We start from the raw sequence: 20,853 nt of genomic DNA, 5'->3' as shown, positions 1-20,853 counted from the left end.
GCACGACCTGGCGAGGCGCGACCTATCGAGGTCCGACCGGATTACGCTTGAGCAGCCGGCGCACATCCTTCATCACGGCCTGCGGGGTGATCTCGGGCCCGTAGGCGACCACGACCTGCCCGTGAGGGTCGATCAGGCGCAACTGGTGCGGCGCGGAAGTGGTGTCGTTCGGCGTTGGCCAGTGCCCGAGCGCCCGTTGCTCGCCCGGCACCTGGGGATGCACAAAGGCCTTTTCAGCCACCACCAGACGGCCCAGGCGCGGCGCCTCCTTGCCAAGTGCGCGATGCAGGCGCCACCAGCGCTCGGCCTGCGCCGCGGCCAGCTGCGGCTGGTTCGGCTCCGGCCAGCTGAGCCAGAAACGCTGCTCATCCGCGCCTCGGGCAGCCAGCGGCGGCATGCCGGGGGCCTCCTTCGCGCTAACAGCTCCGTCAGTCGCGTTTTCTGTGGCGTTTTCGGTGACGTTGTCAGTGGCGTTTTCTGTCACGAGGTAGTCGAGCGACCAGTCCGTGAGCGGCTTGACCTTTGGCAACAGGGCACCGTTTGCCACCCGTCCTTCGGGGATCCCGACCTGTGCGCTCAGCATGGCCCACGCCAAGGGCAGCGGGGCGGACAACAGCCCCAGCAAGGCCACGAGTTTCAGACGCTGTCGCATCACGTGTGTCATCGCTCTCCTCCTGACGACGGCTTCCCTGCTTGCCCGGGTGTGCGGACAACAGACTCAAGACACAAGCACCGGGCGCTAGGCCTGGCGCTGACGCAGCGCGGACTGGCGTTGACGACGCGCGCCCAGAATCATGACCACCGCCGCCCCCAGGCTGAGCCCCAGCCACTGCAGCGCATAGGCGTAATGACGCTCAGGCGTCATGTTGCTCGGCTGCCACCAGGGCAGGAATCGCCCCTCCCCGCTCGTCTGGTGCAGGACACCCGCAAAGGCCGGTGTGCCCAGCGCCTGCCAGGCGCTCAGATCGACCTGCTGCAGACGCTGCCCCTCGCGGTTGGGGCCGAACAGTGGGCCACCGCTGGTGCCCTGACCGTTCAACCACTGCCAGCGACCACTGATCACCCCGGAGCCTGTCGGGGTCGTGAACTCCGGGTCGCTACGCGGGTCCGGCGATGCCACGAAGCCACGCTCCACCAGCCACCAGCGGCCATCCAGCGTTCGGAAGGGCGTGAGCACCGCCACGCCATGGCGCTTGTCCAGCGTGCGGTTGTCCAGCAGCAGGCTGTGCTCCGCGAGCCACTCGCCGCGTAGCTCGATCAGGCTGGCACTGGCGGGCGGTGCCGTCGGCATCACCAGCTCCGGCGCACTGGCGGTATCCTCCAGATGCTGGGCACGCGCCTGGCCACGCATCACCTGCCAGCTGCACAGGCACAGGCCGAGCACGATCAGGCATCCCCAGAACAGCCACCAGCCGCGTCCGACCTGGTGCTCCTGCGTCGCCGCCGTTGAAGACGCCTGCGCCGCTGTGGATGACACCTGCGCCGCTGGCGCTGACTTGCGCTTGTCTGCCGGATGAGCTCGACTGTCACAAGCGAGTGCCGCGCCCTGCTCGCCCGCCACTGTCTGCGCCCGGGGAGGTGACATGCTGCTCAAATCGCTGATCGCACTGGTCTTTATCGGCATGCTGGCAAGCCTGGTCGCCGGTGCCGGTTTTCTGCTGCGCGATGGCAGCCGCAGTCGACGCCTGCTGACCTCTCTCAAATGGCGGGTTGGCCTGGCAGTGTGTCTGGTGATTCTGCTGGTCATTGGCTTCTCCACCGGAATGCTGGACTGACATCACGCCGCGTGCTGTCAGAACACATAGACGAACAGGAACAGACCGATCCACACCGCATCGACGAAGTGCCAGTACCAGGCAGCCGCTTCGAAGGCGAAGTGACGTTCACTCGAGAAGTGGCCGCGTATCACGCGCACCAGCATCACGATCAGAATCAGGGTGCCGATGGTGACGTGCAGACCATGAAAACCGGTCAGCAGGAAGAAGGTACCGCCATAGACCCCTGCCTGCAGCGTCAGCCCCAGGTGGTGCCAGGCCTCGTAGTATTCGATGCCCTGCAGGGTCAGAAAGCACAGCCCCAATACCACGGTGCCCGCCAGCCAGTTGCGCGCGGTGCGCCGAAACTCCATCTTCAGCGCTTCATGCGCCACCGTCAGCGTAACGCTGGAACTGACCAGCAACAGCGTGTTGGCCAGCGGCAGCTGCCAGGGCGACAGCAGTTCTCTGGGCCCGGCGATGCTGGCATCCGGCGGCGTCATCAGGGGCCAGCTGGCAGTGAAGTCCGGCCACAGCAGCGCCGTCACTCCCTTGGCGCCCTCACCATCGAGCCAAGGCAGCGCGAAGGTTCGCAGATAGAACAGCGCCCCGAAGAAGGCCGCGAAGAACATCAATTCCGAGAAGATGAACCAGGCCATGCCCCAGCGGAACGAGCGGTCCATCTGATCATCGTAGAGGCCGCCCATCGACTCGCGCACCACATCCCGGAACCAGCCCGCCATCACCAGCACCACGGCCAGCAGACCGATGCCTGACAACCAGGCGGCGCTGCCGTGCACCATCCAGATTCCGGTGCCGATCATCATGCCGCCCACCGCCAGCACGCCGAAGATGGGCCAGGCACTATGGGCCGGGACGTAATAGCTGCCACTGCTCATGTTTCACCTCCTGCAGAATGCTCTGCACCATCGTCCCCCGCGGATGACGGCGTCGTGACCGGATAGAGCGTGTAGGCCAGGGTCAGATCACGAATGCCCTCCGGGAGGTCAGGGTCGACCTGAAAGACCAGCGGCAGCTCGCGCCGCTCGCCTGCTGCCAGCGTCTGCTCCTGGAAGCAGAAGCACATGATCTTGCGCAGATGCAGTGAGCCCTCGGCAGGACTGACACTTGGAACCGCGCGGCCACGCACCGGATGATCGGCGTGATTGGTGAACACGAAGCGCGCGCGGTACTGGCCACCGGGATGGATGCGGAACTGTTCATCCAGCGCCTCGAGTGTCCACGGCAGACCCTGCCCCTGCTGGGTGATGAAGCGCACCGACACCCAGCGGCTCTCGTCGATCTCCATCGCCACCGCGGCCCTGGCCTGACTGGCGGCCTTGCCATTCAGCCCGGTGAGATTGCAGAAGACGTCATAGAGCGGCACCAGCGCGAAGGCGAAGCCCAGCATCGCGACCAGCGCCAGCAGCGTGCGCCGCACGGTACGTGCCACTGCCTGTTGCTGTGCTGCGTGATCGCGTGAGGGCATGTCACTCTCCTGGCCGCTGTCCATCGCTCAGCGGATGATCTGGCCATCGCGGGTCTGCGGAGGAATCTCGAAGGTATGCAGCGGCGCCGGGCTCGGCACGCTCCACTCCAGGTCCACCGCGCCCTCCCAGGCACACGCCGGCGCCCTGACGCCGCCGCGCGCGCACTTGACGATCACGACCAGGAACAGCAGCTGCGAGATACCGAACAGGAAGGCGCCGATGCTGGACAGCATGTTGAAGTCGGCGAATTGCAGCGCGTAATCCGGAATGCGGCGCGGCATACCGGCCAGCCCCGAGAAGTGCATCGGGAAGAAGGTCAGGTTGACGCCGATGACCGAGAGCCAGAAATGCCACTTGGAAAGCCCCTCGTGGGGATAGAAGCCGGTCCACTTGGGCAGCCAGTAGTAGGCTCCGGCGAGAATCGCGAACAGCGCGCCGGGCACCAGCACATAATGGAAATGCGCCACCACGAAGTAGGTGTCGTGATACTGGAAATCCGCCGGGGCGATGGCCAGCATCAGGCCCGAGAAGCCGCCTATGGTGAACTGGACGATGAAGGCGATCGCAAACAGCATCGGGGGCTCGAAGCTTAAGGAGCCGCGGAACATGGTGGCGATCCAGTTGAAGACCTTCACCCCGGTCGGCACCGCGATCAGCATCGTCGTATACATGAAGAACAGTTCCGCCACCAATGGCAGGCCGACGGCGAACATGTGATGCGCCCAGACCAGGAAGGACATGATCGCGATGGAGCCGGTGGCGTAGACCATCGAGGCGTAACCGAACAACCGCTTGCGCGAGAAGGTCGGCACGATGGCGGACACGATGCCGAAGGCCGGCAGGATCATGATGTAGACCTCGGGATGCCCGAAGAACCAGAACAGATGCTGGAACAGCACCGGGTCGCCACCCCCGGCGGCATTGAAGTAGCTGGTACCGAAGTTGATGTCGAACAGCATCATGGTGATGGCGCCCGCCAGCACTGGCATCACCGCGATCAGCAGGAAGGCGGTGATCAGCCAGGTCCAGACGAACAGCGGCATGTCCATCAGGCGCATGCCCGGGGCACGCAGATTGAGGATGGTGGCGATGATGTTGATGGCGCCGAGAATCGAGCTGATGCCGGCGATGTGCAGCGAGAAGATGAAGAAGCTGGTCGAAGGCGGCGCATAGGTGGTGGACAGCGGCGCGTAGAAGGTCCAGCCGAAGTTGGGGCCACCGCCCTCCATCAGCAGGGTGGAAAGCAGCAACAGGAAGGCGACCGGCAACAGCCAGAAGCTGAAGTTGTTGAGGCGTGGCAGTGCCATGTCGGGCGCACCGATCTGCAGCGGAATCATCCAGTTGGCCAGTCCCGTGAAGGCCGGCATGATGGCGCCGAACACCATGATCAGCCCGTGCATGGTGGTCATCTGGTTGAAGAACTCCGGCTGCACCATCTGCAGGCCGGGCTGGAACAGCTCGGTGCGGATCACCAGCGCCATGATGCCGCCGATGAACAGCATGCTCAGCGAGAAGATCAGATAAAGGGTGCCGATATCCTTGTGATTGGTGGTCAACAGCCAGCGCAGCATGCCGCGTGGCGCGCTACCGTGGCCCTCGCCCACATGAGCACCACCTGCGGTGGCCCCCTCGCTCTCGCTGGCCTGAAGTACCGCCTTGCGTGGCTGTTCGCTGGCCATGACACGCCTCCTGAATGCGTCGCTTGCACGCTATTGAGACAGCTGTTCCTTGATGACGGCTGGCTGCACCAGCTCACCGGTATCGTTGCCCCAGGCGTTGCGCTCATAGGTGATGACAGCCGCCAGCTCGACCGGACTCAGCACATCGGCGAAGGCCGCCATGGGCGTGCCCGCCTTGCCGTTGACCACGATATCGATGTGCGCCTGCATGTCCTGGGTGACGATGGCGCTGCCCACCAGCGAGGGGAACGCCGGCGGCATGCCCTGGCCGTCCGGCTGATGGCAGGAGGCGCAGATGGTGGCGTAGGTCTTCTCGCCCTTCTCCATCAGCTCCTCGAGGCTCCAGTCACGACCGGCATCGTTGAGCGCGGCCTCGGCTTCGGCCTTGCGCGCGATCAGCCACTCGTCGAATTCGGCCTCCGGCAACGCCTCTACGACCACCGGCATGAAGCCGTGGTCCTTGCCGCACAGCTCGGTGCACTGGCCACGATAGGTGCCGGGGGTCTCGATACGCGTCCAGGCCTCATTGATGAAGCCGGGGATGGCGTCTTTCTTGACGCCGAAGTCCGGCACCCACCAGGAGTGGATGACATCGGCGGAGGTGGTCAGGAAGCGCACCTTGCGATTGATGGGCAACACCAGCGGGTTGTCGACTTCCAGCAGGTAATGCTCGCCCTTGGCGGCGGTGTTGTTGATCTGCTCGCGCGGGGTCGCGAGGCTTGAGGTGAAGGCGACATCCTCGCCCAGATACTCGTACTGCCAGCGCCATTGATGGCCGGTGATCTTCACGTCCAGCGCCGACTCGGAGGCGTCGTACATGTCCTTGAGCGTGGCGGTGGCAGGCACCGCCATCACCACCAGGATCAGCAGCGGGATGGCAGTCCACAGAATCTCGATACGGGTATTTTCATGAAAGCTTGCCGATACCGCACCGCGTGACTTGCGGTGCTTGATCATCGCGTAGCCCATCACACCGAACACCACGATGCCGATGACCACACAGATCCAGAAGATGATCATGTGCAGCGAGTGGATCTCGCGGCTGACCGCGGTGACCCCGACCGGCATGTTGTATTCGACTGCCAGCACCGAAGGGGAAAGGGCTGTCAGTGACAAGGTCGTCAGTGACAGGGGCGTCACTGTACGCCGCAAGCGCAGACGCATTGGCCTGGTGACACGGGAAAGGCATTCCGCGATCCATGACATCGGCGCCTCCTTGTCATTGTTATCGAGAGCCTCACCCAGGTGACGGCGCTGAGCGGCTCCCCGTGCTCCGACTTGCTTCGAGTATAGAAGAGCTTGGCGGAACACAAGGTCGCGTGGATCAACCCACTGATACTCCTTGGTCGCAAGGCAGAGCGAGGCAAAAACGGCTACCCCGCGCGTGATGCCGCCTGAGCACAAGGCAGCGGCGCGCTTCTGCGTTCAGTCCACGCAGAGAGGCGGCGTTTCAGGAATGTCCTGCAGGTTTGCTGGCGACATGCCGGCGCGCGTCGGGGCGACCAATGGCGAAGTTATATGCGCATTTATCGATGTTAGCGTCACGCCGATCTGCACCAGTGTGTTGAAAGTCTTGCTTGAAAACCCTGACGGAAGGTCTTGCTCGGCGGGCGCTCGACAGCGGCATGTCGAGCTGACAACCGGCACACGCCAGCACGCTCTACTCAATCCATCACCACGCCCCTCGGAATCTGCCATGAACGCCATCTGGCTTGCCCTGTTCGGCTGCGTTGCCTTCGCTATCGGCTATCGCATCTATTCCCGCTTTCTGGCCGAACGCATCTTCCGCCTCGACCCGAATTTCGTGACACCAGCCCACGCGCTGCGCGATGACACCGATTACCTGCCGACCAATCGCTGGGTGCTGTGGGGCCACCATTTCACCTCGGTGGCGGGCGCAGCCCCCATCGTCGGCCCGGCGATCGCCGTCTACTGGGGCTGGTTGCCGGCCGTGCTGTGGGTCGTGCTGGGCAGTCTGTTCGCGGCAGGCGTGCATGATTTCGGCACCTTGACGCTATCGGCGCGCCATCGCGGCCAGTCGGTGGGCACCCTGGCAGACAAGCTGATCGGCAAGCGTGCCAAGCTGCTGTTTCTGTTCATCATCCTGATTCTGGTCCTGATGCTGAACGCGGTGTTCGCCTGGGTGATCGCCAATCTGTTCATCAACTTCCCGGCCAGCGTGCTGTCGGTACTGATCCAGATTCCGCTGGCGGTATGGATCGGCCATCGCGTCTATCGTCGCGGCGGCAAGATGCTGATTCCCTCACTGCTCGCGCTGATGGTGATGTATGCCGCCGCGCTGCTGGCTGGCCAGTTCGAGTTCCTGCAGATCGATCTGGTCGGTGCCTTCACCGCCATGGCCGGTGGCGAGGATGCCACCCTGCTGTTCGGCCTTTCGCCCATTTCCAGCGCCTTCCTGGTGTGGATCATCGCACTCATGGCCTATGTCTATGTCGCCTCGGTGCTGCCGGTCTGGAAGCTGCTGCAGCCACGCGACACCATCAACTCTCACCAGCTGGTGGTCGGGCTGGTACTGCTGTATCTGGGGCTGGCCGTGGGTGGCCCACAGCTGACGGCACCGGCCTTCAACGCCGAGGCCGAGATGTCCTTCTACCCGCTGCTGTTCATCACTATCGCCTGCGGCGCCATCTCGGGCTTCCATGGGCTGGTCGCCTCCGGCACCACCTCCAAGCAGCTGTCCCATGAACCGGATGCGCGCCTGATCGGTTACTCCGGCGCGCTGGGCGAAGGCATGCTGGCGCTGATTTCCATCATCTCGGTGGCGACCCTGTTCGCCACCCAGGCCGATTTCAGCGCGACCTATTCAAGCTTCGCCGCGGCGGGTGCCAATGGGCTCTCGAGCTTCGTTCAGGGGTCCGGTCAGCTGATCTCGCATCTCGGCCTGCCCGCCAATGTCGGCAGTACGCTGGTCGCGGTCATCGTGGTCAGCTTCGCGGCGACGACGCTGGACTCCGCTGTGCGCCTGATGCGCTACATCATCGCGGAACTGGGCAGCGAATACGGCATGCCAGCGCTCAGCCACAAGCATGTCGCCACCAGCATCGCCGTCATTGCCAGTGCCGCGCTGGTCATCCTGCCGCAGGGGCCCAAGGGTTTCGGTTCCGGCGGCTATCTGCTGTGGCCGTTGTTCGGCACCAGCAATCAGCTGCTGGCGGGCATCTCGCTGATGCTGGTGTCGGTTTGGCTCAAGCGTCAGGGCCGCCCTGTCATCTATACCCTGGCCCCGATGGTCTTTTTGATGATCATGACGCTGTGGGCGATGGTGCAGCAGGTGGTGCTGGATTGGTCGGGCATGGGCAGCAATGACCCACAATGGCTGTTGTTCACCTTCGGCAGCCTTATCATGGTGTTTGCGCTGTGGATTCTGCTCGAGGCCAGCCGCAGCCTGACGTCTCCCGCCCGGGTGAGCGCTCATGAGAGCTGATGACGATACCCTGTTGGCGTCATCACCACGCCTGCCGAGTCTAACAAGGCGCCTGCTGACAGGCGCCATTCAGCTGCGGGATGGCTGGGAGGCCATGCTGCGCGTCAACCAGCAGCGCGATCTGGCGCAGCTTGCCCGTGAGGAGGAAGACATCTTCATGATGATGAGCTTCGCGGAGCTGATGGGCATCCCCAATCCGGCGCCGGCCGTCTCGCTGGAGATGCTGCCACTGATGCTGGAACGCATGCATGACTGGCACCTGCGTCAGGGGCTCGAGCATTCACCGTTGGAAGGGATCAAATGCTGCTGAACTGGCTCAGACGGCGTCGCCGACAGGATGAGGCCCGCCGCACGCATGCAGCCGAAGGCCGCTCCGACCCCGGCATGGCGCGTGATACGCAAGAGGAAGGCGCCATCCCCCGCCCCGAGATCTGGTTCTTCGGTGGCAAGGGCGGTGTCGGCAAGACCAGCTGCGCGGCGGCCCAGGCGCTGGCACTGGCGGAGAAAGGCGAAGCGACCCTGCTGGTATCGACGGACCCCGCACACAATCTCGGCGATCTGTTCGGTGCTGTCGGTGGCAAGCCCTGCAACATCGCGCCGCGACTCGACGTGATGGAACTGGACCCCGAGCGGGAATGCGACCGCTACCTGGAGGCGGTCCGCCAGCGGATCGCCCCCCTGGTAAGTGGCGAGCGCAGTGCCACCGTGATGCGCCAGCTCGAACTGTCACGCCACGCTCCCGGCACCAGTGAAGCGGCGCTCTTCGATGCGCTGGTGGAGATCATCCTGACTCCGCCAGCCCCGCTGGAAGATGAAGCTTCACATTATCGCCACATCCTGTTCGATACGGCACCAAGCGGGCACACCATTCGCCTGCTCAGCCTGCCCGAAGTGCTTGGCGGCTGGTTGGAGGGCATGCTGGGTCAGCGCAGGCGCGCCGTCGCCGAACGCAGCCTGTGGCTGGACAGTCAGCAGGCGTCAGAGACGCCAGGCGGAGAAGCGCCGGAAGACCCGATCAGCGAGGCGCTGGAGCAACGCCGTACGCGCTACGCAGCATTGCGTCAGCGCTTGAGCGATACCCGCCGGGCGCGCGTGATTCTGGTCAGCACGCCAGAGAAGCTGCCGTGTCTGGAGACGACTCGAACACGAGAGGCGCTGGAAGCTCATGGCCTGGCCGTCGGCGGCTTGATCATCAATCAGTGCCTGCCGGAACCCGCCGCGCAAGAGGCTGGCAAGACCCTCTCAGCGACCCACGAGCCGCAGGCTGACTGGGTCGCGACCTGGCGAGAACAGCAGCAACGCTGGGCCGCCAGACTGGAGGAGGCCTTCGCTGATCGCCCCTGCCTGCGCCTGCTGCGCCAACCACAGCTGCCGGAGGACCGCGCAAGCCTTGCCCCATTGGTGGTGCAATTCACGGCGTTCCGCCCCTGGTCACCCGTCCCTACCGCGCCCTCTTGCGGTTTCGCTGCTCGCGCCAGATGACTCGAGAGGCTGCCCTGCTCTTAAGCTCTTATGCTCCTCAGCACTTCCGCCCTCACGCTCTCATTCTGATCCGCCCTGTGCTGGCAACATGCGTTTGCGTACAGGGCCGGGGAGTTCATCATTCAGACACTTCGATCTGATAACTTATTCAGAATTTGCGCATATTGATGCACCATCACTGACCTCGTCTCACCTGACTTGTGCACGCATCTTGAGTGAGGCAAGGCATGTGCACGCCTGCGGGCATGGCAAGCGAATTGCATCGTCTTGCATCCCCCTCCATGACGTTCAGAATGCAGCTCACATGGCAACAATCTGTTGCAACAGGGTGCGCAATAACTGCACAAAACAACCATACAGTCGCCTCGCCATTCCGATAGAATAGCGGGCTAAATATCTTCCTCTTCATGACATCGTTGCTTTGACGCGCCGCACCTGCGGTGAGTCACAATGTGGCGATAATGGCGCACTTCAGCCCCTGAATTTCGTAAAGGACGCTCCATGGCCCCGACTTCCCCCAGTCAATCCCGCTTGCAGAGACACCCATTGGCTTTCAATGCCCGCCGCCTCGGCCTGCTTCCGGCAAGCCTGCTGCTGGTCGGTGCCCTGCTGGCCGGCTGTAGCGGCGACAAGGAGGAGGCTGGCCAAGGCCCCGCCGCAGGTGCCAGCCAGGCCGCTCAGGTCGATGTCGTCACCGTCACTGCCCAGGATGTACCGCTCACCAGCGAACTTCCGGGCCGCACGCGCGCCTATCAGATCGCGGAAGTGCGTCCGCAGGTCGGCGGCATCATCGAATCGCGCGACTTCACCGAAGGCAGTGACGTCGAGGAAGGTCAGGTGCTCTATCACATCGATTCGCGCACCTATCGCGCCGATGTCGAGAGCGCCAAGGCGAGCCTGGCGCGTGCCGAGGCGAGCCTCAACACCTCGAGCCTCAAGGCCAAGCGCTTCAAGAACCTCGTCGCGCGCAAGATGGTCAGCCAGCAGGATTACGACGATGCCGTGGCTACCGTCGGCGAAGACCGTGCCGATGTCGCCTCGGCCAAGGCCGCGGTATCCAGCGCGCAGATCAACCTGGATTACACCAAGGTCACCTCACCGATCAGTGGTCGTATCGGCAAGTCCAACGTCACCAAGGGCGCACTGGTCACGGCCAGCCAGGAAACCAGCCTGGCCACCGTCCAGCAGCTGGACCCCATCTATGTCGATCTGACCCAGTCCGCCACCGAAGTGCTGCGTCTCAAGCGTGAGCTGGGCGAGAATCGCGATGCCGCCACCGCTCCGGTCCAGACGGAAGTCGAGCTGGTGATGGAAGACGGCAGCGTCTACGGCGCCAAGGGCAAGCTGCAGTTCGCGGATGTCACTGTCGACCAGGGGACCGGCATGGTCACGCTGCGCGCACTGTTCCCCAACGAAGATGAGCTGCTGTTGCCGGGCATGTTCGTGCGTGCCCGCCTGACCGAAGCCGTCGCCAAGGATGCCATCCTGATTCCGCAGAAGGCCGTGAGCCGTGACAGCACGGGCCAGGCCAGCGTGATGACGGTCAATGCCGAGAACAAGGTCGAGGCCAAGCAGGTCGTGATCGGTCAGGCCATCGACAATCAGTGGCTGGTGACCAGCGGCCTCGACAGCAATGACAAGGTCATCGTCAGCGGTCTGCAGAAGATCAAGCCGGGTGCCACGGTCGAGATCGCCTCGGACGAGACAGGCACTGACCAGAACGCCGCACCTCAGTCGCGGACTGCTGCCAGCAGCGACTCCTCGGAAAGTGAACAGGCCAGGACCGGCGATAGCCAGTAAGCCTGCCCCCGCTTTTCGCGCCACTGTCGCCAGCCAGACGAGAGACGCTTCTCGTGTGACTGGCGACCGTCCCGAACGACGTTCCAGGAGCCTCAAACGTCATGGCCAGATTCTTCATCGATCGCCCTATCTTTGCCTGGGTGCTCGCCATCATCGTGATGCTGGGGGGTATCTTCAGTATCCTCAAGCTACCGATCGAGCAGTACCCCTCGCTGGCCCCTACCAGCATCACCATTCAGGCCACCTACTCCGGTGCCTCTGCCCAGACGGTGGAAGACACGGTGACCCAGGTCATCGAGCAGCAGATGAACGGCATCGACAATCTGCTGTACATGAGCTCGACCTCGGACTCCCAGGGCAACGCCAGCATCGAGCTGAGCTTTGACACCGGCACCGACCCCGACATCGCTCAGGTTCAGGTACAGAACAAGCTGCAGCTGGCCACTCCGCGTCTGCCGCAATCCGTACAGAACCAGGGTGTCTCGGTCACCAAGTCCTCCGGCAGCTTCCTGATGGTCGCGGCCTTCGTCTCTGACGACGGCAGCATGACCAAGCAGCAATTGACCGACTATGTCGCCTCCGACATCCAGGATGAGGTCTCGCGTGTCCAGGGCGTCGGCGAGACACAGCTGTTCGGCGCGCCGGGGGCCATGCGAGTCTGGCTCGACCCGCAGAAGCTCAACAACTTCAAGCTGACCACCAGCGACGTCACCACGGCCATCAGCACGCAGAACAACCAGATCGCCTCGGGCCAGCTGGGCAATCTGCCGGCGGAAGAAGGCCAGCAGCTCAACGCCACCATCGTGGCGCAGACCCTGTTTGAAACCCCGGAGCAGTTCGGCAACATCCTGCTCAAGACCCAGGAAGATGGCTCTCAGGTCTATCTGCGTGACGTCGGCCGCGTCGAGAAAGGCGCCGAGACCTACAGCACCGTCAGCCGCTACAACGGCAAGCCTGCTGCAGGCCTGGGGATCAAGCTGGCCTCGGGCGCCAACGCGCTGGACACCGTCCAGGCCGTCAAGGACCGCCTCGATGAACTGTCCGCCTACTTCCCGCCGGGCATGAGCTTCAAGGTCCCGTACGACACCTCGCCCTTCGTCAAGATTTCCATCGAAGAAGTGGTGATGACACTGCTGGAAGCCGTGGCACTGGTCTTCCTGGTGATGCTGCTGTTCCTGCAGAACTTCCGCGCCACCCTGATTCCGACCATCGCGGTACCGGTCGTGCTGCTGGGCACCTTCGGGGTGCTGGAAGTGCTGGGCTTCTCCATCAATACCCTGACGATGTTTGCCATGGTGCTCGCCATCGGGCTATTGGTCGACGATGCGATCGTGGTGGTGGAAAACGTCGAACGCGTCATGCACGAAGAGAAGCTCTCGCCACTGGAAGCGACTCGCAAGTCGATGGGCCAGATCACCGGCGCACTGGTGGGTATCGGCCTGGTGCTGTCATCCGTGTTCATTCCGATGGCCTTCTTCCCCGGCACCACCGGCGCGATCTTCCGTCAGTTCTCGGTGACCATCGTCTCGGCGATGACGCTGTCCGTACTGGTGGCATTGATCCTGACGCCGGCCCTGTGCGCCACCCTGCTCAAGCCGACCAAGGAGAAGACCACCGGCTTCTTCGGCCTCTTCAACCGGGTCTTCGATCGCTCCAACGCGCGTTACCAGAAAGGCGTTGGCGGCATGCTCAAGCGCACCGGTCGCTCGATGCTGGTCTATGCATTGATCGTCGTCGGCTGTGGCGTGGTATTCACGCGCATCTCGACCGGCTTCCTGCCGGATGAGGATCAGGGCTATCTGTTCAACCAGGTCATCCTGCCGGTGGGCTCTACTCAGGAGCAGACGCTCGAGACGCTGGAAAAGGTCGAGCATCACTTTCTGGTCGATCAGGAAGATGCGGTTCAGGAAATGTTCGACGTCGCCGGCTTCAGCTTCGCCGGTCGCGGTCAGAACATGGGTCTGGCCTTCATCAACCTGAAGCCGTGGGATGAGCGCGAGCGCGATTCCTTCAGCGTGGTCAGTGAAGCACAGAGCTACTTCAGCACCTTGAAGGAAGCCCTGGTCTTCGCCATCAACCCGCCGCCGATCATGGAGCTGGGCAACGCCAGCGGCTTCGACATGATGCTGGTAGACCGTGGCGGCATCGGCCACAAGGCATTGACCGACGCGCGCAACCAGCTGCTGGGCATGGCGGGCCAGAATCCGGCCGTGACCGGCCTGCGCCCCAATGGTCTGGAAGACAGCCCGCAGTTCACGCTCAACATCGACGAACTCAAGGCGACGGCGATGGGTGTCTCGCTGTCAGAGGTCTACTCGACGCTTTCCACGGCGTGGGGCTCGACCTACGTCAATGACTTCCTCGACAACGGCCGCACCAAGAAGGTCTATGTGCAGGCGGAAGCCAGTGCCCGCATGCAGCCGGAAGACCTCAAGAAGTGGTACGTACGCAACACCTCCGGCGAGATGGTGCCGCTGAGCGCCTTCATCAACGGCGAGTGGACCTACGGGTCGCCGCAGCTGGAACGCTACAACGGCGTCTCCTCGATGGAACTGCTGGGACAGGCGGCACCGGGTTACTCCACCGGTGAGGCCATGCAGGCCATGGAAGAGATGGTCAGCCAGCTCAACAATGGCGTCGCGCTGGAATGGACCGGCATCTCGCTGCAGGAATCCCAGAGTGGCGGCATGGCACCGTATCTGTATGCCATCTCACTGGTCTTCGTCTTCCTGTGTCTGGCCGCGCTGTATGAAAGCTGGAGCATTCCGTTCTCCGTCATGCTGGTGGTACCGCTGGGGGTGCTGGGAGCCCTGCTCGCCACCTGGATGCGCGGACTCGACAATGACGTCTACTTCCAGGTCGGCCTGGTGACGACCATCGGGCTCTCGGCCAAGAACGCGATCCTGATCGTCGAGTTCGCCAAGGACCTTGAAGTGCAAGGTCGCTCGCTGATCGATGCCACCATGGAAGCCGTGCGCATGCGCCTGCGCCCGATCCTGATGACCTCGCTGGCCTTCACCCTGGGTGCCGTGCCACTGGCCATCTCGACGGGGGCGGGTGCCGCCAGCCGTCACGCCATCGGCAACGGCGTGATCGGCGGGATGATCTCGGCCACGGTGCTGGCGATCTTCCTGGTGCCGGTCTGCTATGTGGTCGTGCGCCGCCTCTTCGGTGAGCCGAAAGACCTCAAGCGAGCCCACGAAGCGGCCCGCCAGGAGGATGACCTTGTCTGATCTCTGATCACGACAGAAGCCTCATTGCTGTCACATTGCGTGACGGCCCTGCACGCCGCCCTCTCCGGGCGGCGTGCCTGTTTGCAGGCTGGCAAAAAAAGGCGCGCTCACGCGGCAAGCATTGAGTGCCATCAGCCTTTTGCGGCATCATGCTACTATCGAACACCGTTTGCCTGCGCAGGCCTGGTGCTTCCACAGCTCCCATACCTTCGCAGGTCCGCGTGTGCATGGGGCCAGGCCGCTGACGGCGCATCCCCGAGAGCGCATCCTCGAGAGCGCATCCTCGAGAGCGCTGTCCCAAGAGCGCAGCCGCAGGCGTGGTCAAGCCGCGGCTGACAACGCCTGCGGCTGCCCCGAACACGCGCGGCACGGCGATACACCACCCGATCCCGCTGGAGCGACATGCCTCGACCCCTTGCTGCCCTGCGCCGCTACACTCGGCGTACCTTTGAAACCCGTGATCCACCGCAGGTGTTCGCGCCTGTCACGTCTGGCGTGTCACGGCGGCGGATGCGTGCCTGCGAGTGCTGCGACCTCGTCGTGGCGCTGCCGGCGCTCAAGGCCGGCGAGCGCGCCCGCTGCCCGCGTTGCGACCATCTGTTTGCCCAGCGCCACGCCCATGCCGTGCAACGCACCCTGGCACTGGCGATGGCGTGCCTGGTGATGCTGGTGCTGACGCTGCCCTTCGAGTTCATCGCCTTTGCTACCAGTGGCATCTCGGCAAGTCTCAGCCTGATCGATACACCCGCCGCCCTGACGGCCGAGTCCTATCCTTCTCTGGCCGTGCTGCTGATCCTGACCATCGTGATGCTGCCGGCACTCTACCTGCTGGGTGTCATCTACACCCATGCGGCCATCGGACTGAAACTGCCCTTGCCGGGCATTCGCGGCATTGCGCGCACCCTGAGCCACCTGCGCCCGTGGATGATGGCAGATGTGTTTCTGGTCGGCGTGATGGTGAGCCTGGTCAAGATCGCCGGCATGGCCGATATCAGCTTCGGTCCTTCCTTCTGGGCGTTCTGCGCCTTCGCCCTGCTGATGACCAAGACGCTGGCCAGCATCGACGGGGATCGCATGTGGTTCGCGCTGGCGGGCGAGCCAGCCGCCCCCAGCGGTACGCTGCCGGGCATCGGTGCCGCCTTACAGGGACTGGCCAGTTGCCATAGCTGCGGCCTGATCAATGCCTGCGGCGAACGGGAGGCGCACACCCACTGCCGCCGCTGTGGCGACCCAGTCCATCAGCGCAAGACACAGAGCCTGCAGCGCACCTGGGCCTGGCTGATCGCGGCGGCGATTCTGTACATCCCCGCCAATGTCTTCCCGATCATGACCACGGTCAGCCTCGGGGAGAACGACCCGCAGACGATTGCCGGTGGCATCGTGGTGCTCTGGTCACATGGTGACTGGCCCATCGCGATGGTCATCTTCATCGCCAGCATCCTCGTGCCGGCCTCGAAGATGATCGCCATCGCCTGGCTGTGCATCAGCGCCCAGCGCCCCGAGGTACAACATGCGCGAGCGCGGGTGACCCTGTACCGCATCACCGAATATATCGGGCGCTGGTCGATGGTCGATGTCTTCGTGGTGGCGCTGCTGGCCGCGTTGATCCAGCTGGGTGCGCTGATGTCGGTGCACCCGGGGCCTGCGGCGCTGTCCTTCGCCTGCGTGGTGGTGCTGACGATGCTGTCGGCGCTGAGCTTTGACCCGCGCCTTGTCTGGGACACCGAGACGGAGAAGACAATGATGGCGAACACGCTGTTCGGTGATCTGCCGCTGACACCGCTGACGGGCTCCGCGTCTCTTGCCTCATCTTCGCAGGCCACGCCTCCGTTCACGACGCCATTCACGACCCCGAATGCCTCCCGCATTCCCCCTTCCGCTGCCGCCTCACAGGATGACTTATGAGTGATGATTCTCGCGCTCGTCGTGAAAGCCGACGCCGCCTTTCGCCAATCTGGATAGTCCCGATCGTGGCCCTGCTGATCGGCGCCTGGATGGTGTGGCACAACTACGCCAGCCGTGGCCCGCTGATCACGATCGAAATGGAGACGGCGGAAGGCATCGAAGCGGGCAAGACACTGATCAAGACCCGTAACGTCGAGGTCGGCAAGGTCGAATCCGTGCGTCTGTCGGACAACCTCGACAAGACCATCGTCACCGCGCGCATGTCCAAGGACAGCGAGCGCATGCTCAATGCCGACTCGCGGCTCTGGGTCGTGAAACCGCGCATCGGTCGTGAGGGCATCAGTGGCCTCAACACCGTACTGTCGGGGGCCTATATCCAGCTTCAGCCCGGCGACAGTCGCGATGAGGAGGATCACTTCGTGGCGCTGGAACAACCGCCGGTGACCACGCAGGACGCCAAGGGGCTGCGCATCGACCTCACCAGCAACGATGGCAGCGTGCTCTCCGACGGTGACCCCGTCACCTACGAAGGCTTCGTGGTCGGGCGCGTGGAATCCAGCGAGTTCAGCCCCAGCGAGAAGGAGATGCACTACACCCTCTATATCGACTCGCCTTACAACGAGCTGGTGACCTCCACCACACGTTTCTGGTCCACCAGCGGGGTCAGCCTGCGCCTGGATTCCCAGGGCCTGCAGGTCGATGTCGGGTCACTGGAAAGCGTACTGAGCGGCGGGGTGGCCTTCGGCATTCCCGAAGACCTGCCGCGTGGCCGCCCTGTGGTGGAGAACACCTCCTTCACGCTGTACTCCGATCAGGAAGAGGCCCGTGAAGGCAGCTTCCACCAGGCCATCGACTACGTGATCATGGTCGACGATACCGTGCGTGGCCTGTCGCGCGGCGCGCCGGTGGAATTCCGCGGCGTCCGTCTCGGCACCGTGGTCAGCGTGCCCTATCGTCTGACCCACCAGCGCGTGCGGACGCTGTCGAGCTTCGAGATTCCGGTGCTGATTCGCATCGAACCCGAACGCCTCGAGGGGCAGGTCGATGACGAAGGCGTCAAGCAGTGGGAGAAGCGACTCGAGCGACTGTTCAAGCGTGGCATGCGCGCGACGCTGAAATCCGGCAACCTGCTGACCGGTGCCCTGTTCGTCGATCTCGATTTCTATGACAACCCGCCACCCTACAAGGCCGACACCTTCGATGATATCGAGGTCATGCCGAGCGTGTCAGGCGGCCTCGCGCAGATGGAAGCCAAGCTCAATGCGCTACTCGACAAGCTCAATGCACTCGATGTCGAGCCGGTACTGAGCAACCTGAACAAGACGCTGTCGGCCTCCGAGAGCCTGGTGAAGCGTCTCGACAAGACCGCCGGCCATGTCGATGCCCTATTGGGTTCCGACGAGGTGCAGAAGCTGCCGGGCGATATCAGCACCAGCATCAACAACCTCAATCGCACCCTGGATGGCCTGACACCGGATTCTTCCGCCTACCGCAAGCTGGAAGGCGATCTCGAACGACTGGACCGCGTCCTCAAGAAGGCGGAACCGCTGCTCGATACGCTGGAGAAGAATCCCTCCAGCCTGATCTTCGACAAGCCGACCACTCGCGATCCGATTCCAAGGGCCCAATGATGACGACAGCCATGAGTCTCTCGACCCGCACAGCCGCCATGCCGCAAGCGTGCAGCGCGTCTGCCTCGCCGCGCACTTCAATGTCCCACAAGGGCCGCTTCGGCGGCCTGCTGGCAGGCTTGCTGATGCTCGGCACACTGGCGGGCTGCACGACTGCCGCCACCGGTGGCGCCTATCTGCTACCACAAACGACACAGGCGAGTGCCGCCCAGCGCAGTGTTGCCGCAGATGCCCCCCTGCTGGAAGTGATGCCGGTGCAACTGGCCAGCTACCTGGAAGGCGGCAGTCTGGTCTATCAGACAGACGACATCACGCTGGTACAGGCCAGCCAGAACCTGTGGGCCGATGATCTGCAGGACATGCTGACCCGCCAGCTGCTGACGCAGCTCAAGGCCAGCCCCGCCCAGCCGCTGAGCCAGTACCGTATCGCGGATACCAGCCTGAGCGGCCTCAAGGGCGCACGCCTGAGCGTCAGCCTGGATCGCTTCATCGGCCGCCATGATGGCCAGTCCGTCATCACCGGTCGCTGGCGCCTGCGCGGCGTAGATGGCAGCGTGCTGGAGGAAGGCGACATCCAGACGCTGACTCCCCTGACGGATGACGGCTATCCAGCGCTGGTCAATAGTCTGGGCGAAGGCTGGCGTGTGACCGGCGAGCAGTTGGCGCGTGAGATCGCCAAGGCACTGCCCGCCACAGCGGATGCCAGCTGACGACCCGACGGCCTGATAGAAAAGAGCACGGTCAGATACCCAGAAAGCTGAATATCCAAAAAAGAAGACCCCCGGCGGATTCCGTCGGGGGGCTTCGTGTCTGGCGGCTATCTGGCCTCAGCCTTGCTGGGGCAGCACCAGCTCACCATCACGGATCTCGAAGCGCTTCACGTCCGGCTTGGCCTCGAGACGCACGGTGCGGGTCTCATCCCCCATGTCGACCTTGACGTCGTAGCCGACCACCTTGTCTGACGCGTCCTGCACCGTTTCGCAGCGCTGCTCGGTCGTGGTGTAGGTGTCGCCCTTCTTCATCTGGCTCTGTATCTGGTTGCCGGCATAACCGCCACCCACGGCACCCGCGGCTGTCAGCACCTTCTTGCCATTGCCACCGCCAAACTGATTGCCCACCACACCGCCAACGATCGCGCCGACGGCCGTGCCGACGACATTATGGGTGTCCTTGCTGGGCGCCTGATGCGTCACGGTCTCGTTGTGACAGACCTCGCGCGGGGTGGTCACGGTTTCCGTCACGGCATCCACCGCCACGATATCGGCATATTCAGGGCCTGAGTTGCTGGCCGTATAGCTGCCGATCGCCACTCCACCGCCAATGCCCAGTGCAGCCACGATCGCGCCAATCAGGATGGACTTGTTCATGCGTGTTCTCCTCACCGATTAGTGTTGCAGCCTGGCTCGTCGGCCAGTCAGCCCCGCCTCTGGATGAGACTTGAGGGGCTTGCCGCTGCGTTCGGGGAGTAATCTAACACTGTTCGATAAACTCGGTAATGTGGCAACTTCACCACCCGATCGTCGCCATTTCGCAACATCGGGCATGAAAAAGCCAATTTCTACGCTAGATCATGCCTTATATTAGCAATTTATTGGCAAGTAGACATGCAGTGAGAAAACCCCGTTCACCGCTCTGGCGCAGACTCGGACTGTACGAGTCGGACAGAACGAACAGGGCCGGTGCGAGCGTTTCAGCTCGCACCGGCCCTGGCCTTGATGGCCCAGACCGCAAGTCACTCAGTCCCGCTGATTGGCCGTGATGGACACGGCTTCATCGTTGCAGAACTGCACGCGGACATCTTCCCACCAATTCAACAGACGGCAGGACGTGTCATCGGCGATCGTCTCGCTGATATCACTGGGCTTGCCCAGCAACGAGATGGCCTGAGCCTCGCTCATGCCCTGCACCAGATAGCCATCATCCAGCGCTGAACGGATGCGGTACTGACGCTGGCTCTCCTCACGTGCAGCCAGGGCACGCTCCTTCTCACGCGCCAGGCGCTGTGCGGTCGGGTCTTCGCCAGAGGTGTTCTCTATCACGTCAGCGGCGGGCACCACCGTCAGCGAATCATCCAGCGTGACGGGGGCATCGCCCTGCTGACAAGGCTGCTGCTGCCAGGTGGGCACCCCTGCCTGAACACAGCGAAAGATGCTGTTGCTGGCCTTGGCGGCAGGCGGCAGAGAGGGTGTCGCCGGGTCGGCAATCACTTGCGCCCGAGGCGCCTGCCCGTCACTCGAAGACGCTGCAGCATTCGGCGACTCCTCCGCCTGAACCGCCGCAAGCGGCATACCACTGACCAACGCCGTCACCAGCATTCCCCGCAAGAGCCGGCGCGACAACCGGCGTGAAACGCTGCCACAGGAATCCATCATCAGCTTGTCTCTCCGCTTGGTGAGAGCGTGGATCATGCATGGATATCACGCCCAATCAGGTG

General features: G+C 63.4%; 17 protein-coding genes. 9 read left to right on the top strand and 8 right to left on the bottom strand.

Annotation, left to right across the window (positions count from 1 at the left end):
* Positions 1–22: 22 nt before the first annotated feature.
* Positions 23–664 (bottom strand): hypothetical protein, encoded by a 642-nt coding sequence (locus NH396_RS07520; RefSeq protein ID WP_253062661.1) that lies wholly within the window; start codon positions 662–664, stop codon positions 23–25.
* A gap of 75 nt (positions 665–739) precedes the next feature.
* Complete coding sequence (locus tag NH396_RS07515) at positions 740–1,585, bottom strand: SURF1 family protein (protein WP_253062659.1); 846 nt, start codon at positions 1,583–1,585, stop codon at positions 740–742.
* Here NH396_RS07515 and NH396_RS07510 point away from each other — a divergent pair.
* Entirely contained in the window at positions 1,584–1,775 is a 192-nt protein-coding gene (locus NH396_RS07510) for a DUF2909 domain-containing protein (protein WP_043337068.1), read from the top strand. The genes NH396_RS07515 and NH396_RS07510 overlap by 2 nt on opposite strands.
* A 17-nt stretch (positions 1,776–1,792) precedes the next feature.
* Here NH396_RS07510 and NH396_RS07505 read toward each other — a convergent pair whose 3' ends face one another.
* The 4 genes from NH396_RS07505 to coxB are packed head-to-tail and all read right to left on the bottom strand — an operon-like array spanning position 1,793 to position 6,129.
* Complete coding sequence (locus tag NH396_RS07505) at positions 1,793–2,653, bottom strand: cytochrome c oxidase subunit 3 (RefSeq protein WP_131431479.1); 861 nt, start codon at positions 2,651–2,653, stop codon at positions 1,793–1,795.
* Positions 2,650–3,243 (bottom strand): cytochrome c oxidase assembly protein, encoded by a 594-nt coding sequence (locus NH396_RS07500; RefSeq protein WP_176676478.1) that lies wholly within the window; start codon positions 3,241–3,243, stop codon positions 2,650–2,652. The genes NH396_RS07505 and NH396_RS07500 overlap by 4 nt, the downstream gene beginning before the upstream one ends.
* Before the next feature lie 27 nt (positions 3,244–3,270).
* On the bottom strand, positions 3,271–4,923 hold the full coding sequence (ctaD, locus tag NH396_RS07495) for a cytochrome c oxidase subunit I (protein ID WP_175088149.1): 1,653 nt from the start codon (positions 4,921–4,923) through the stop codon (positions 3,271–3,273).
* Positions 4,924–4,953: 30 nt separating this feature from the next.
* A complete protein-coding gene (coxB, locus tag NH396_RS07490; protein WP_253062657.1) occupies positions 4,954–6,129 on the bottom strand; it encodes a cytochrome c oxidase subunit II in 1,176 nt (391 codons plus the stop codon).
* Positions 6,130–6,619: 490 nt separating this feature from the next.
* Here coxB and NH396_RS07485 point away from each other — a divergent pair, with 490 nt between their 5' ends.
* The 8 genes from NH396_RS07485 (at position 6,620) to NH396_RS07450 (ending at position 19,129) form a co-directional block, all read left to right on the top strand.
* Positions 6,620–8,368: a carbon starvation protein A gene (locus tag NH396_RS07485; protein ID WP_176676477.1), complete on the top strand. Its 1,749-nt coding sequence runs from the start codon at positions 6,620–6,622 to the stop codon at positions 8,366–8,368.
* Positions 8,358–8,678: a cory-CC-star protein gene (locus NH396_RS07480; protein ID WP_217485768.1), complete on the top strand. Its 321-nt coding sequence runs from the start codon at positions 8,358–8,360 to the stop codon at positions 8,676–8,678. Before NH396_RS07485 ends, NH396_RS07480 begins: the two co-directional genes overlap by 11 nt.
* Positions 8,669–9,850 (top strand): TRC40/GET3/ArsA family transport-energizing ATPase, encoded by a 1,182-nt coding sequence (locus NH396_RS07475; protein ID WP_176676476.1) that lies wholly within the window; start codon positions 8,669–8,671, stop codon positions 9,848–9,850. Before NH396_RS07480 ends, NH396_RS07475 begins: the two co-directional genes overlap by 10 nt.
* A gap of 501 nt (positions 9,851–10,351) precedes the next feature.
* Complete coding sequence (locus NH396_RS07470) at positions 10,352–11,650, top strand: efflux RND transporter periplasmic adaptor subunit (protein WP_253062656.1); 1,299 nt, start codon at positions 10,352–10,354, stop codon at positions 11,648–11,650.
* Positions 11,651–11,751: 101 nt separating this feature from the next.
* Positions 11,752–14,883 (top strand): efflux RND transporter permease subunit, encoded by a 3,132-nt coding sequence (locus NH396_RS07465; protein WP_175088153.1) that lies wholly within the window; start codon positions 11,752–11,754, stop codon positions 14,881–14,883.
* A gap of 402 nt (positions 14,884–15,285) precedes the next feature.
* Positions 15,286–16,788 carry a PqiA/YebS family transporter subunit gene (locus tag NH396_RS07460; RefSeq protein ID WP_176676473.1) on the top strand — a complete coding sequence of 501 codons (1,503 nt, stop codon included), beginning with the start codon at positions 15,286–15,288 and terminating at the stop codon, positions 16,786–16,788.
* A complete protein-coding gene (pqiB, locus tag NH396_RS07455) occupies positions 16,785–18,419 on the top strand; it encodes an intermembrane transport protein PqiB (protein WP_253062654.1) in 1,635 nt (544 codons plus the stop codon). Before NH396_RS07460 ends, pqiB begins: the two co-directional genes overlap by 4 nt.
* An 11-nt stretch (positions 18,420–18,430) precedes the next feature.
* Positions 18,431–19,129: an ABC-type transport auxiliary lipoprotein family protein gene (locus NH396_RS07450; protein ID WP_253062652.1), complete on the top strand. Its 699-nt coding sequence runs from the start codon at positions 18,431–18,433 to the stop codon at positions 19,127–19,129.
* 117 nt (positions 19,130–19,246) lie between these two features.
* Here NH396_RS07450 and NH396_RS07445 read toward each other — a convergent pair whose 3' ends face one another.
* The gene (locus tag NH396_RS07445; RefSeq protein ID WP_253062650.1) at positions 19,247–19,786 is read right to left on the bottom strand and encodes a glycine zipper 2TM domain-containing protein; all 540 of its coding nucleotides are present in this window, start codon (positions 19,784–19,786) and stop codon (positions 19,247–19,249) included.
* A gap of 369 nt (positions 19,787–20,155) precedes the next feature.
* Positions 20,156–20,827: a hypothetical protein gene (locus NH396_RS07440; protein ID WP_253062648.1), complete on the bottom strand. Its 672-nt coding sequence runs from the start codon at positions 20,825–20,827 to the stop codon at positions 20,156–20,158.
* Between the last annotated feature and the right edge of the window lie 26 nt (positions 20,828–20,853).

It is taken from the genome of Cobetia sp. Dlab-2-AX (assembly GCF_024124625.1).
Taxonomy (GTDB): Bacteria; Pseudomonadota; Gammaproteobacteria; order Pseudomonadales; family Halomonadaceae; genus Cobetia.
The sequence above is the reverse complement of the archived record's forward strand: the minus strand, read 5'-3'. Positions and strand labels throughout refer to the sequence as shown.

Bases quoted from the DNA above. Each gene is read 5' to 3' on its own strand.
- NH396_RS07520 (WP_253062661.1), bottom strand. From the start codon at position 664: ATGACACACGTGATGCGACAGCGTCTGAAACTCGTGGCCTTGCTGGGG.
- NH396_RS07510 (WP_043337068.1), top strand. From the start codon at position 1,584: ATGCTGCTCAAATCGCTGATCGCACTGGTCTTTATCGGCATGCTGGCA.
- NH396_RS07515 (WP_253062659.1), bottom strand. From the start codon at position 1,585: ATGTCACCTCCCCGGGCGCAGACAGTGGCGGGCGAGCAGGGCGCGGCA.
- NH396_RS07505 (WP_131431479.1), bottom strand. From the start codon at position 2,653: ATGAGCAGTGGCAGCTATTACGTCCCGGCCCATAGTGCCTGGCCCATC.
- NH396_RS07500 (WP_176676478.1), bottom strand. From the start codon at position 3,243: ATGCCCTCACGCGATCACGCAGCACAGCAACAGGCAGTGGCACGTACC.
- ctaD (WP_175088149.1), bottom strand. From the start codon at position 4,923: ATGGCCAGCGAACAGCCACGCAAGGCGGTACTTCAGGCCAGCGAGAGC.
- coxB (WP_253062657.1), bottom strand. From the start codon at position 6,129: ATGTCATGGATCGCGGAATGCCTTTCCCGTGTCACCAGGCCAATGCGT.
- NH396_RS07485 (WP_176676477.1), top strand. From the start codon at position 6,620: ATGAACGCCATCTGGCTTGCCCTGTTCGGCTGCGTTGCCTTCGCTATC.
- NH396_RS07480 (WP_217485768.1), top strand. From the start codon at position 8,358: ATGAGAGCTGATGACGATACCCTGTTGGCGTCATCACCACGCCTGCCG.
- NH396_RS07475 (WP_176676476.1), top strand. From the start codon at position 8,669: ATGCTGCTGAACTGGCTCAGACGGCGTCGCCGACAGGATGAGGCCCGC.
- NH396_RS07470 (WP_253062656.1), top strand. From the start codon at position 10,352: ATGGCCCCGACTTCCCCCAGTCAATCCCGCTTGCAGAGACACCCATTG.
- NH396_RS07465 (WP_175088153.1), top strand. From the start codon at position 11,752: ATGGCCAGATTCTTCATCGATCGCCCTATCTTTGCCTGGGTGCTCGCC.
- NH396_RS07460 (WP_176676473.1), top strand. From the start codon at position 15,286: ATGCCTCGACCCCTTGCTGCCCTGCGCCGCTACACTCGGCGTACCTTT.
- pqiB (WP_253062654.1), top strand. From the start codon at position 16,785: ATGAGTGATGATTCTCGCGCTCGTCGTGAAAGCCGACGCCGCCTTTCG.
- NH396_RS07450 (WP_253062652.1), top strand. From the start codon at position 18,431: ATGAGTCTCTCGACCCGCACAGCCGCCATGCCGCAAGCGTGCAGCGCG.
- NH396_RS07445 (WP_253062650.1), bottom strand. From the start codon at position 19,786: ATGAACAAGTCCATCCTGATTGGCGCGATCGTGGCTGCACTGGGCATT.
- NH396_RS07440 (WP_253062648.1), bottom strand. From the start codon at position 20,827: ATGATCCACGCTCTCACCAAGCGGAGAGACAAGCTGATGATGGATTCC.